We start from the raw sequence: 13,241 nt of genomic DNA on the forward strand, positions 1-13,241 counted from the left end.
ATGGTCGAACCGTTCGACAGGGTGACGGTCACCGGCGTCTGCGCCGGGTTGGTCAGCGTGGCGGTGTAGGTGATCTGGCCACCTTCGACCACGGTACCGGTGGCGGTCAGGGTCAGGCCGGTGGTGTCTCGCGAATCGACGATTGTGGTAACGGCCGGTGTCGGGTTCGGCACCAGGTTTTCGAAGTTGCCGCCGGTGGCACCGGTGATGGTGGTGGTGACGGTGCTGCCGTTGTTATAGACGTCATTCGGCGCGGTCGGCACGTTGACGGTGCCGGTAGTCTGGCCGGCGCCGATGGTGATGGTCGAACCGTTCGACAGGGTGACGGTCACCGGCGTCTGCGCCGGGTTGGTCAGCGTGGCGGTGTAGGTGATCTGACCGCCTTCGGTCACGCTTGGACCCGCCGTCAGGGTGACGGTGGTGGTGTCGATAGTGTCGGTGACCTGGGTCGTGGCGGGAGTGGTCGGCGGGGTCACGGTGATGCCGCTGCCGCCGGTGGTGCCGGTGACCGTCACGTCGATCTGGGTCGGGTCGTTATAAACAGTGTCGTTCGGTGCCAGTGGCACATTGACGGTGCCGGTGGTGGAACCGGCCGGAATCACGATCACCGCGCCGTTGGACAGGGTGATGGTCAGGTCGGTCAGCGGCGCCTGGGTCAGGGTCGCGGTGTATACCAGCACGCCGCCGGCTTCGGTGATACTTGGCGTGGCGCTGAGGCTCAGGGTCGACTCGCGCAGGGCGTTGGCGGTGGTGTCGGTGGTCTGGCCACCGGTGGTGTCCTGGGCAACCTGGCCGGCGGAGTTGATGCCTGCGGTCGGGAAGCCAATGGTCGGGTCGACACGGCCGGCGGTCGCATCGAGCATCACGAAGCTGTGGCCACCACCGGCGGCGCCGCCAATCCCTGCGGCGCTCGGGCCGGCTGCGGTGGATTCAAGGGCGGTAGTCGGGTCGACACCCGCGGCGATGGCTTGTTGCAGCTCTTCTACCGACGGCGCGGCTTGCGCGGTGGCTTCGGCCAGGTCAGTGCTGGAATCCGGGGTGTCGGCGCTCCACTGAGTGTCGCGGCCCAGATCGATCGTGCGGCCATCGGCCAGTTCCAGGGACACGGCGCCGGAAACGCCGGTGTCGACCTGATCGCCGGCAAACAGCCGGTCGCCTTCAACGAGTACGCGACGGACGCCCTCTGGGGACACCACGAAAACCTGACCGACAATGCTTTTGACGATGGCAACAACACTGCTCATTGAAGACTCTCCGGGGTGTCACGTTCAGTTGACTTCCATAGATCTGATGGCGATCTGCGCCGATTCAGTCTGGACGTACTTTAAAAAAAGATGAAACAAAGTTGACGCTGCTTTTCGTCAATATTTTGGCTAGATTCTTTCGCTATTAACTTTATGCCAAACTATTGACCTTCTGGGAGCCATCCTAAACAATCGCCCCGGTAATGTCACATTGATATTTATGCGGCGACCTGCCCTTCAGCGTGTGATCCAGTTCCGGTTTTAAACTTTCCGACATACGGTCATTCCGGTTGCCATCTTCCGACGCAGCTCGCCATTTTGCTGTGATTCAAGACAAGAAGTTCTGGGAAATCTTTACCATGCGTTCGCACCTGTTCAAGGCTCTACCCTTCGCTCTCGCCGCGTCTTTCGTACAAGCACAATCCTTACCAGAAGCCATGCAGCAGGCACTGGATGTCCATCCGGAAATCCAGGCAGGCGTGAACAGTCGTTTGGCCGCGGATTATCAGTTAAAGGCTGCAAAAGGTGGATACCTGCCCAAGGTCGATCTGCTGGGCGGTTATGGCCGTGAAGGCACCGACAGCGTCACCACCCGCGCCGCCGGTGGTGGCAATCACTGGGAAACCCTGAACCGCAGCGAGTCGAGTTTGCGTCTGTCGCAGATGGTTTTTGACGGTTTTGCGACGTCCAGCGAAGTCGGGCGTCAACAAGCCACCGTCAACTCCCGCGCCTATTCCTTGCTCGGCACCTCCGAGCGCACCGCGCTGACCGTGGCCCAGGTTTATCTGGATGTGCTGACCCGTCGTGAGTTCGTGCGTCTGGCCGAGGAAAACCTGAAGAGCCACCAGCGTATCTACGACCAGATCCAGCTGCGCACCCAGCGCGGCGTCGGCAGCGGTGCCGACCTCGATCAAGCCGAAGCGCGGATGGCCCAGGCCCGCAACAACCTGATCACCGAGCAGACCAACCTCGCCGACTCGGAAACCAATTTCCTCAGCGCCGTCGGCCAGATGCCCGATCAACTGGAGCGTCCGGCGCCGTTCATGGCGATGATGCCGGCCAACCTGAATGAAGCCCGCGCGCAGATGCTGGAAAACAGCCCGATCCTGCGCTCGGCCGAGTCCGACATCGCCGCTGCCGAAAAACAGTACGAGACCGCCAAGTCGACCTTCTACCCGCGCTTCGACGCCGAGCTGGGCCGTACTGCCGACAACGACCTCGATGGCCAGAACGGTCACAACAACGAATGGCAGGCGATGCTGCGCATGCGCTTCAACCTGTATTCGGGCGGCAGCAACAAGGCGGACCTGGAATCCAAGTCCTACCTGTCGAACCAGGCGCTGGACATCCGCAACAACGCCTTGCGCCAACTGAATGAAGAATTGGGCCTGGCCTGGAACGCCCTGAACAACGCCAACGCCCAGGTGCCGATCGCTCAGCAGTACGTTGATCACAGCACCTCGGTGCGCACCGCTTACCAGCGTCAGTTCAGCCTCGGCGAACGTACCCTGCTGGATTTGCTCGACAGCGAAAACGAGTTGTTCACCGCTTCGCGGCGTCTGGCTGAAATCAAAAACATTCAGTTATTTACTCAGTATCGAATCAAGGCGACCATGGGCGAATTGCTCAAGAGCCAGGGAGTGGTCGCACCATTGGCATCTGTTGTGCAGAACGACGTGAAGCCCAAGGTCCAGCTGCCTGGGATGAATTGAGTTGTCCCTTTTAAACAGTTAAAGAGTGCCGAGCGTGGAATCAGAAGTCAGTCGAGTTCATCTCAGTCATGATCCACGCGCGTTGCACGACGATCCGTTACTGGATGGTCTGCTCGCTCTTTGCATGCTCCACCAGAAACCCGCCAGTGCGGCGATGCTGACCACCGGCCTGCCGCTACCCAAACAACGCCTGAGTGTCGAGTTGCTGCCCCGTGCAGCGGCGCGCGCCGGGCTGCAAGGGCGGGTGCTGCAACGCAAGCTGGAAGAAATTCCGGCGATTGCCATGCCGGCGCTGTTGCTGCTCAAGGATGGCCGCAGTGCCGTCCTGCTCGGCTGGCAGGGTGAGAACGAAGCGCGGGTGTTGCTCAGCGAAAGCGACGGCGGCGAGTCCCTGGTCAGCCGCGAGCTGCTGGCCGACGACTACACCGGCAAAGTGTTCTTCGCCCAGCCCCAGCACAAATTCGACGTCAACCACGGCACGCTGATCCCGCGCGCGCGCTCGTGGTTTCGTGACACCCTCAAGCGTTCGCGCTGGCTGTACGCCGACGCCATCGCCGCCAGTTTCCTGATCAACATCATCGCCATGGCCGCGCCGCTGTTCGTGATGAACGTCTACGACCGCGTGGTGCCGAACCAGGCCGAAGCGACCCTGTGGGTCCTCGCGCTGGGCATCACCGGCGCCTATATGTTCGATCTGATCCTCAAAAGCCTGCGCAGCCTGTGCCTGGATCTGGCCGGCAAGAAAACCGACCTGATCATCTCTGCCACGCTGTTCGAACGCATCGTCGGCATGGCCATGAAATACCGCCCGGCGCGGGTCGGCAGTTTTGCCCAGAACATCCACGAGTTCCAGAGCCTGCGCGACTTCCTCGCCTCGCTGACCCTGACCAGCCTGATCGACCTGCCGTTCACCATCCTGATCTTCATCGTCATCGCGATTCTCGGCGGGCATCTGGTGTGGATTCCGGTGCTGGCCTTCCCGATTGCGCTGCTGATCGGCTACGCGTTGCAGAAGCCGCTGGTGGCAACCATGGAACGCACCATGGCCCTCGGCGCCGAGCGTCAGTCCAGCCTGATCGAAACCCTCGCCGGCCTCGACGCGGTGAAGGTCAACAACGCCGAAAGCGAACGCCAGTATCAGTGGGAACAGACCATCGGCACCCTCAGCCGCCTCGAGCTGCGGGTGAAAATGCTCTCCGGTCTGGCGATGAACATCACCCTGCTGATCCAGCAACTGGCCGGGGTGATCATGATCGTCTTCGGCGTGTACCAGATCATCGCCGGCAACCTGAGCATGGGCGGCCTGATCGCCTGCTACATGCTCAGTGGTCGCGCCCTCAGCCCGCTGGCGTCGCTGTCCGGTCTGCTGACCCGTTACCAGCAGGCGCGGGTGACCATGACCTCGGTCGACCAGATGATGGAGCTGCCGCAAGAGCGCAATTTCGAAGAGCGCCCGCTGAGCCGCAAGGTTCTGCAAGGTGCGATCGAATGCCGCCAGCTCAACTTCACCTACCCGGAACAACAGAACCCGGCGCTGAAAAACATCAACCTGGTGATCCGTCCCGGCGAGAAGATCGGCATCATCGGCCGCAGCGGTTCCGGCAAAAGCTCACTGGCAAAACTGCTGGTCGGCCTCTATCAGCCGGACGACGGTGCGTTGCTGGTGGACGGCGTCGACATCCGCCAGATCGACGTCAGCGAGCTGCGCTACAACATCGGCTACGTGCCGCAGGACATCCAGCTGCTGGCCGGCACCCTGCGCGACAACCTGGTTTCCGGCGCCCGCTACGTCGAGGACGAGCTTGTCCTGCAGGCCGCCGAATTGGCCGGCGTCCACGAATTCGCCCGTCTGCACCCGCAGGGTTATGAGCTGCAAGTCGGCGAGCGTGGGCAGAACCTGTCCGGCGGTCAGCGCCAGAACGTCGCCCTGGCCCGGGCGCTGTTGCTCAATCCGCCGATCCTGTTGCTCGACGAACCGACCAGCGCCATGGACAACACCGGCGAAGAACGTCTCAAGCAACGCCTCGCGGCGGTGGTGGAAAACAAGACCGTGGTGCTGGTGACACACCGGGCATCGCTGCTGTCGCTGGTCGATCGCCTGCTGGTGGTCGACCGTGGACAGATCCTCGCCGACGGCCCGAAAGTGGCCGTCATGGAAGCGTTGAAGAAGGGGCAGATCAGTGTTGCTTAAGTCGGGTTTCAAGGATTCGATCCGCCGCTACTTCAAGGGCTCGGCATCGCTGCAGGGCCAGCCGCTGCCAGAGGTCAACAAGGCCTTGATCGAGGATGCGCCACGTGTGGTGCGCCTGACGATCTGGGCGATCATCGGTTTCTTCGTGTTCCTGATGCTGTGGGCCAACTTCGCCGTCATCGACGAAGTGACCAAGGGCGATGGCAAGGCGATTCCTTCGTCGAAGATCCAGAAAATCCAGAACCTCGAGGGCGGGATCGTCTCTGAGTTGTTCGTCAAGGAAGGCCAGATCGTCGAGGCCGGCGCGCCGCTGGTGCGTCTGGATGACACACGTTTTGCGTCCAACGTCGGTGAAACTGAAGCGGATCGCTTGTCGATGCTGCTGCGGGTCGAGCGTCTGAGTGCCGAGGTCGATGACCGTCCGCTGAATTTCCCCGAGGACGTGCTCAAAGCCGTGCCGGGTCAGGCAAAAAGCGAAGAGTCGTTGTACATCAGCCGTCGTCAGCAACTGCACGACGAAGTCGGTGGTTTGCAGGAACAGTTGATCCAGCGCCAGCAAGAGCTGCGCGAGTTCACCTCGAAGCAAGCGCAGTACCGCCAGCAACTCGGCCTGCAACGCCAGGAAATCAACATGTCCGAGCCGCTGGTGGCCCAGGGCGCGGTGTCGCCGGTGGAAGTGCTGCGACTCAAGCGTGCCGAAGTGGAAACCCGTGGTCAGCTCGACGCCACCACGCTGGCGATCCCGCGCGCCGAATCGGCGATCAAGGAAGTGCAGCGCAAGATTGACGAGACTCGCGGCAAGTTCCGCAGCGAAGCTCTGACTCAGCTCAACGAGGCGCGCACCGACCTGAACAAGGCCCAGGCCACCGGCAAGGCACTGGAAGATCGGGTCAGCCGTACGCTCGTCACCTCGCCGGTGCGGGGCATCGTCAACAAGATGCTGGTCAACACCATCGGCGGCGTGATCCAGCCCGGTAGCGACCTGCTGGAAATCGTGCCGCTGGATGACACCCTGCTGGTCGAAGCGAAGATCCGTCCGCAGGACATCGCGTTCCTGCATCCGGGTCAGGAAGCCACGGTGAAGTTCACCGCGTATGACTACACCATCTACGGCGGTTTGAAGGCCAAGCTGGAGCAGATCGGCGCCGATACCATCACCGACGAAGACAAGAAAACCACTTACTACGTTATCAAGCTGCGCACCGAGCGCAGCCATCTCGGCACTGACGAGAAGCCGTTGCTGATCATCCCGGGGATGGTGGCGTCGGTGGACATCATCACCGGCAAGAAGACCGTGCTGAGCTATCTGCTCAAGCCGATCATCCGGGCCCGGGCCGAGGCGTTGCACGAACGTTGATTGGCCCCTTTCGCGAGCAAGCTCGCTCCCACAGAACTTTGTTGGCACATGGATATGTGTTTACCGAAGTCCCTTGTGGGAGCGAGCTTGCTCGCGAAGGGGTCTGTCGGAACAACATATTCCGTCCGGAAGTGACACAAATGGTCACTCACCGTCCAGTCCATTCCTAAGCAATCGCCATATCGTTATTCGTTAACAGTATTTAAATTCCGCTTCTTATAGCTATAAAGTCAGCCTCCTGCGTACCTGCCGACCAATCGGCGCGCCGCACGACACAAACCAACACGCAATCCAGCGTGAGTTTCTGATCGACGCGCGCGCCCTTGAGCGCGCCGTGCGTGGGAGATTGATTGATGTCCGCAGCTACTGCTACCCCAAGCGCCGCGACTGCCGCGCCGCAAACCTTCGAGATCCGCCCGTTCAGCGGTGCCGTCGGTGCCGAAATCATCGGCCTCGACCTGACCCGTCCGGTCAACGATGAAGACTTCGCCCGCATTCACCGCGCGCACCTCGATCACCACGTCGTGGTGTTCCGCGACCAGCGCATCACCCCGCAACAGCAGATCGATTTCAGTCGCCGCTTCGGCGTGTTGCAGATCCACGTGCTCAAGCAGTTCCTGCTGGCCAATCACCCGGAAATCCTCATCGTTTCCAACATCGTCGAGAACGGTCAGAACATCGGCCTCGGTGACGCCGGCAAATTCTGGCACTCGGACCTTTCCTATAAAGAGCTGCCGAGCCTCGGCTCGATGCTGCACGCCCAGGAGTTGCCGTCCGAAGGCGGCGACACACTGTTTGCCGACATGCACAAAGCCTGGGACAGCCTGCCCGACGCGCTGCGCAAAGCTGTCGAAGGCCGCTCGGCCGCGCATTCCTACACCGCGCGTTACAGCGAAACCAAATTCGAAGGCAACTGGCGCCCGACCCTGACCCCGGAGCAATTGGCTCAGGTCGCCGAAGTCGTGCACCCGGTGGTCCGCACCCACCCGGAAAACGGCCGCAAGGCGTTGTTCGTCAGCGAAGGCTTCACCACCCGCATCGTCGGCCTGCCGGAAGACGAGAGCAAACAACTGCTCGACGAGCTCTACGCCCACAGCGTGCTGCCGCAGAACATCTATCGCCATCAATGGCAGCCCCACGACCTGGTGTTCTGGGACAACCGCTCGCTGATCCACCTTGCCGCCGGTTGCCCTGCGCACCTGCGCCGCAAGCTGTATCGCACGACCATCCAGGGCGACGCGCCTTTCTGATTTGCCGGAGATCCGATCATGTCCAAACGTCTTCCATTCGCGCCGCTGGCGGCGGCCATCGGCCTCGGTTTCAGCCTGATCGCCGGCAGCCTGGTGGCGCCGACCGTGGCCCACGCCGAAGGTGAAATCCGCATCGCCGAACAGTTCGGCATTGTCTATTTATTGCTCAATGTTGTGCGCGATCAGGGGCTGATCGAGAAGTACGGCAAGCAGGAAAGGCTCGACATCAAGGTCGACTGGACCCAGCTGTCCGGCGGCGCGGCGGTCAACGATGCGCTGCTTTCCGGTTCCATCGACATTGCCGGCGCCGGCGTCGGGCCGTTGCTGACGATCTGGGATCGCACCCACGGCAAGCAGAACGTCAAAGCCGTGGCCTCTCTCGGCAACTTCCCGTACTACCTCGTCAGCAACAATCCCAAGGTCAAAACCATCGCCGACTTCACCGAGAAGGACCGCATTGCGGTGCCGGCGGTTGGCGTTTCGGTGCAGTCGCGCTTCCTGCAGTACGCGGCGGCTAAACAGTGGGGTGACAAGGAATTCAATCGCCTCGACAAGTACACCATCGCCGTTCCGCACCCGGACGCCACAGCTGCGCTGATTGCCGGCGGCACCGAGCTGACCGGGCACTTCTCCAACCCGCCGTTCCAGGATCAGGCACTGGAAAATCCGAACGTGCACGTGGTGCTCAACTCCTATGACGTGCTCGGCCCGAACTCGCCGACCGTGCTGTTCGCCACCGAGAAATTCCGCAACGAGAACCCGAAAACCTACAAGGCGTTCGTCGAAGCCCTGACCGAAGCCGCGCAATTTGCGCAGAACGATAAAGGTGCGGCGGCGGACACTTACATCCGCGTGACCAAGGCCAAGATCGACCGCGCCGCGTTGCTGAAAATCATCGACAACCCGCAGTTCGAATTCAGCGTCACGCCGAAAAACACCTACCCGCTCGCCGAATTCCTCTACCGCGTCGGCGCCATCAAAAATAAACCCGAATCGTGGAAGGACTACTTCTTCCAGGACGCCAAACCGCTGCAAGGGAGCTGATCGACATGAACGCCCCATTGCAAGGCCACGCGGCCAGCAACCCGATCGCCACGGCGCAGGCGCTGCTGGCGGTCGACCAGGTCAGCCTCGAATACCGCACGCCGCAACGTGTGGTGCGGGCCACCCACCAGGTCAGTTTCGAAGTCGATCAACAGGATCGTTTCGTGCTGCTCGGCCCGTCCGGTTGCGGTAAATCCACGTTGCTCAAAGCCGTCGCCGGGTTCATTGCGCCGTGCGAGGGCGAGATCCGCCTGCAGGGTCAGCGCGTCGACGCGCCGGGGCCGGACCGGATCGTGGTGTTTCAGGAGTTCGATCAACTGCCACCGTGGAAAACCGTAAAACAGAACGTGATGTTTCCGCTGCTGGCTTCGCGCACGTTGAAGAAAAAGGAAGCCGAAGAGCGTGCGCTGCACTATCTGGAGAAGGTCGGTCTGGCAGCGTTCACCGATGCCTACCCGCACACCTTGTCCGGCGGCATGAAAGCGCGGGTGGCGATTGCCCGGGCGCTGGCGATGCAGCCGAAAATCCTGCTGATGGACGAGCCGTTCGCCGCGCTGGATGCCCTGACCCGGCGCAAGATGCAGGAGGAATTGCTGCTGCTCTGGGAGGAGGTGCGCTTCACCTTGCTGTTCGTCACTCACTCGATTGAAGAAGCGCTGGTGGTGGGCAATCGGATCCTGCTGTTGTCGCCGCACCCGGGCCGGGTGCGGGCGGAAGTGCACAGCCATCAATACGATCTGCACAGCCTCGGTGGCGTGGCGTTTCAGGAGTCGGCGCGGCGCATTCACCGGTTGTTGTTCGATGAAGGGCAGTCGCCGGAAACCGAGCGCGAACTGGATTTCACCGATATCCGCATCGCTTATTGAGCCGCCTGGAGGATTGCCCGATGAGCCATTCATCATCCGTACGTCAAGAATTCGAAAACGATCTGCAACCGCTGACCAGCGTGCCGGTGGAGCGCGAGCTGCCGCTGGGCCAGCGCCTGTGGCAACAGGGCTGGCTGCGCAAAAGCGTAATTCTGATTTTGCTCGCCGTGCTCTGGGAGGTGGTCGCCCGGGTGCAAAACAACGACCTGTTGCTGCCGAGCTTTTTGCAGACCAGTCATGCGCTGTACGACGGCCTGCTCAGCGGCGAACTGCTGGGCAAGGTGTGGATCTCGCTGGTGGTGCTGCTCAAGGGTTATCTGATCGGCATCGTCCTGGCCTTCGCCCTGACCACGCTGGCGGTCTCGACCCAGTTTGGTCGGGATTTGCTGAGTACCCTGACCTCGATGTTCAACCCGCTCCCGGCGATTGCGCTGTTGCCGCTCGCATTGCTGTGGTTCGGCCTGGGGCAGAACAGCCTGATTTTCGTGCTGGTGCATTCGGTGCTGTGGGCGCTGGCGCTGAACACGTATGCCGGGTTTCTCGGCGTCTCGGAAACCCTGCGCATGGCCGGCCGGAACTACGGTTTGAAGGGCATGCGCTTCGTGCTGTTCATCCTGATTCCGGCGGCGCTGCCGTCGATCCTCGCCGGGCTGAAAATCGGTTGGGCCTTCGCCTGGCGTACCCTGATCGCCGCCGAACTGGTGTTCGGTGCCACCAGCGGCAAGGGTGGTTTGGGCTGGTACATCTTCCAGAACCGCAACGAGCTGTACACCGACAAGGTGTTTGCCGGTCTTGCGGTGGTTATCCTCATCGGCTTGCTGGTGGAAAACCTGGTGTTCGACACGCTGGAGCGGGTGACGGTGAAACGCTGGGGGATGCAGCGCTGATTTGTTGCGCTTCTACCGGCCCTCTCGCGAGCAGGCTCGCGAAAGCGTTCACCCAGTCGCCGCCTTACTTCCGGGATGTTTGCTAGCATTGCGTGCGAATCAATCCTGATCGGTCACGAGTGCTCAGCATGCAACTCCCGGACATGAACCTGTTGGTCGCCCTCGACGCCTTGCTCGACGAGGGCAGCGTGGTCGGCGCCGCGCGGCGGATGAACCTCAGTTCGGCGGCCATGAGCCGTACCCTGACGCGGATCCGCGAAGCCATTGGCGATCCGATTCTGGTGCGTGCCGGTCGCGGTCTGGTGCCGACGCCCAAGGCGCTGGAGTTGCGCGAGCAGGTGCGCGATGTGGTCGAGCAGGCGGCGCTGCTGTTTCGCTCAGCCGATGCGGTGGAACTGGGGACGTTGCGCCGGCGCTTCAGCATTCGCGCCAACGATTTTTTCGTCGGAGTATACGGCGGCAAGCTGTTCGATACCCTCGATCAACTGGCGCCGCACTGTGAGTTGCGTTTCGTCCCCGAGGGTGACGGCGACGATGAAGCCTTGCGCGAAGGGCGTATTGACCTGAGTGTCAGCAACACCCGCCCGGTGATGCCGGAAGTCAAAATACAGAACCTGTTTTCCACCCACTTCGTCGGCCTGGTGCGCGAGGATCATCCACTGCTGGATGGCGAGATCACCGCCGAACGCTACGCCGGGTTTTCCCACATCAGCATGTCCCGCCGGGGCATCGCCCGTGGGCCTATCGACACCGCTTTGAATGCCTTGGGGCTGGAGCGGCGAGTGGCGGTGATCGCGCCGAGTTTTCATGCGGCGATGTTCGCCCTGCCGGATTCCGATCTGATCCTGCCGGTGCCCAAGGAAGCGCTGCTCAGTGTGCGACGGCTGGGCTTGAAACTGCGCTCGTTCGACCTGCCGATTCCGCTTCCGACGTTGATGCTGACCCAGGCCTGGCACCCGCGTTTCGACAAGGATCCGGCCCACCGCTGGCTGCGCGAAACCCTCAAGACCTGCTGCGACGAAACCTGGCTGGCGGCCCAACCCTGACGATTGCGTCTGGCACAACTATAAGCTGCCGACAAGTCAATTTTCGTCAGTCGTAAGCCTGACTAATATGCTCCGGTATTTTTCCCTCCGGAGTTTGCTTGCATGACATCCCTGACGGTCACGGCGCCGATTGCCGCTGCCGCTCCGATGGCAGCCGCGCCACCGGTGTTCGGGGCGCGAATCATCATCGGTCTGGTCGGCGTGCTGCTGGCGGTGCTGGTGTCGGGTCTCAACGAGATGGTGACCAAGGTCGCCCTGGCCGACATTCGCGGCGCCCTGAGCATCGGCTACGACGAAGGCACCTGGCTGGTCGCCAGCTACACCGCGACCTCGGTGGCGGCCATGGCATTCGCGCCTTGGTGCTCGGTGACCTTTTCCCTGCGTCGCTTCACCCTGTGCGCCATCGGCGTGTTCACCCTGCTCGGAGTGCTCTGCCCGTTCGCCCCGAACTACGAAAGCCTGCTGCTGATGCGCATCCTGCAAGGCCTGGCCGGCGGTGCGTTGCCGCCGATGCTGATGACCGTTGCCCTGCGTTTCCTGCCGGCCAATATCAAGCTTTACGGTCTGGCCGGTTACGCCCTGACCGCCACCTTCGGCCCTGGTCTCGGCACGCCGCTGGCCGGGCTGTGGACCGAATACGTCGGCTGGCAGTGGACCTTCTGGCAAATCATCGTGCCCTGCCTGATCGCCATGGCTGCTGTTGCATACGGTTTGCCGCAGGATCCGCTGCGTCTGGAGCGCCTCAAGTCGTTCAACTGGAAAGGCCTGCTGCTGGGCTTTCCGGCGATCTGCATGCTGGTGATCGGCCTGCTGCAGGGCAATCGGCTGGACTGGTTCGAGTCGAACCTGATCTGCGCTTTGCTCGGTGCCGGTTCGCTGTTGCTGGTGGCGTTTCTGATCAATGAATGGTCGCAGCCGATTCCATTCTTCAAGTTGCAGATGCTCGGCATTCGCAACCTGTCGTTCGCGTTGATGACGTTGGCCGGGGTGCTGGTGGTGCTGTTGGCGGTGGTGCTGATCCCGTCGAGTTATCTGGCTCAGGTGCAGGGTTACCGGCCGGTGCAGACCGCACCGATCATGCTGCTCGCGGCATTGCCGCAACTGCTCGCGCTGCCGCTGGTGGCGGCGCTGTGCAACCTGCGTTGGGTCGATTGCCGCTGGGTGCTCGGGATCGGTTTGAGCATGTTGACGCTGTCGTGCCTCGGCGGCTCGCAGCTGACCTCGGAATGGATTCGAGACGATTTCTACGTGCTGCAATGGCTGCAGATTTTCGGCCAGCCGATGGCGGTGCTGCCGCTGCTGATGCTGTCGACCGGCAGTATCCAGCCACAGGACGGGCCGTTCGCCTCGGCGTGGTTCAACACCGTGAAAGGCCTGGCGGCGGTGGTCGCCACTGGCGTGATCGAAGCGCTGACCACTTCGCGCCTGCATTTTCACTCCACGATGCTGGTCGATCGCCTCGGCAACTCGCCGCTGGCCGCGAGCAACGACCCCGGCCTCGCCCATCGCCTGCACGAACAGGCGGTGGTGCTGACTTCTTCGGATCTTTATCTGTGCATGGCTGGCGTCGCGGTGGCGCTGATCCTGCTGATTTTCTGGCTGCCGACGCGGATCTTTCCGCCGCGCGCGCCGACCTGACTGAAA

Annotated in this window: 10 protein-coding genes; 9 read left to right on the forward strand and 1 reads right to left on the reverse strand. The window is 61.9% G+C overall.

Annotated elements, in window-relative coordinates; all coding sequences use genetic code 11:
* Positions 1 to 1,244, reverse strand: a 1,244-nt coding sequence (locus N8H71_RS26495; protein ID WP_262196253.1) for a retention module-containing protein, incomplete at its 3' end; no start/stop codon positions are given.
* Between the two features lie 359 nt (positions 1,245 to 1,603).
* Between N8H71_RS26495 and N8H71_RS26500 the strand changes: the two genes are divergently transcribed.
* The 9 genes from N8H71_RS26500 (at position 1,604) to N8H71_RS26540 (ending at position 13,235) form a co-directional block, all read left to right on the forward strand.
* Positions 1,604 to 2,956 (forward strand): TolC family outer membrane protein, encoded by a 1,353-nt coding sequence (locus tag N8H71_RS26500; RefSeq protein ID WP_007957732.1) that lies wholly within the window; start codon positions 1,604 to 1,606, stop codon positions 2,954 to 2,956.
* A 34-nt stretch (positions 2,957 to 2,990) separates the two neighbouring features.
* Positions 2,991 to 5,147 carry a type I secretion system permease/ATPase gene (locus N8H71_RS26505; protein ID WP_262196254.1) on the forward strand — a complete coding sequence of 719 codons (2,157 nt, stop codon included), beginning with the start codon at positions 2,991 to 2,993 and terminating at the stop codon, positions 5,145 to 5,147.
* On the forward strand, positions 5,137 to 6,504 hold the full coding sequence (locus tag N8H71_RS26510; RefSeq protein ID WP_011331851.1) for an HlyD family type I secretion periplasmic adaptor subunit: 1,368 nt from the start codon (positions 5,137 to 5,139) through the stop codon (positions 6,502 to 6,504). Before N8H71_RS26505 ends, N8H71_RS26510 begins: the two co-directional genes overlap by 11 nt.
* 353 nt (positions 6,505 to 6,857) lie before the next feature.
* The gene (locus N8H71_RS26515; RefSeq protein WP_064382651.1) at positions 6,858 to 7,754 is read left to right on the forward strand and encodes a TauD/TfdA dioxygenase family protein; all 897 of its coding nucleotides are present in this window, start codon (positions 6,858 to 6,860) and stop codon (positions 7,752 to 7,754) included.
* A gap of 18 nt (positions 7,755 to 7,772) precedes the next feature.
* On the forward strand, positions 7,773 to 8,798 hold the full coding sequence (locus tag N8H71_RS26520) for an ABC transporter substrate-binding protein (protein ID WP_262196256.1): 1,026 nt from the start codon (positions 7,773 to 7,775) through the stop codon (positions 8,796 to 8,798).
* A gap of 5 nt (positions 8,799 to 8,803) precedes the next feature.
* Positions 8,804 to 9,664: an ABC transporter ATP-binding protein gene (locus tag N8H71_RS26525; protein WP_262196257.1), complete on the forward strand. Its 861-nt coding sequence runs from the start codon at positions 8,804 to 8,806 to the stop codon at positions 9,662 to 9,664.
* A gap of 20 nt (positions 9,665 to 9,684) precedes the next feature.
* On the forward strand, positions 9,685 to 10,551 hold the full coding sequence (locus tag N8H71_RS26530) for an ABC transporter permease (protein WP_085608535.1): 867 nt from the start codon (positions 9,685 to 9,687) through the stop codon (positions 10,549 to 10,551).
* Positions 10,552 to 10,679: 128 nt separating this feature from the next.
* Positions 10,680 to 11,597 carry a LysR family transcriptional regulator gene (locus tag N8H71_RS26535; protein ID WP_262196258.1) on the forward strand — a complete coding sequence of 306 codons (918 nt, stop codon included), beginning with the start codon at positions 10,680 to 10,682 and terminating at the stop codon, positions 11,595 to 11,597.
* A 102-nt stretch (positions 11,598 to 11,699) separates the two neighbouring features.
* The gene (locus N8H71_RS26540; RefSeq protein ID WP_262196259.1) at positions 11,700 to 13,235 is read left to right on the forward strand and encodes an MFS transporter; all 1,536 of its coding nucleotides are present in this window, start codon (positions 11,700 to 11,702) and stop codon (positions 13,233 to 13,235) included.
* Positions 13,236 to 13,241 lie beyond the last annotated feature (6 nt).

The organism is Pseudomonas koreensis, from assembly GCF_025447595.1.
Classification (GTDB): domain Bacteria; phylum Pseudomonadota; class Gammaproteobacteria; order Pseudomonadales; family Pseudomonadaceae; genus Aquipseudomonas; species Aquipseudomonas koreensis_H.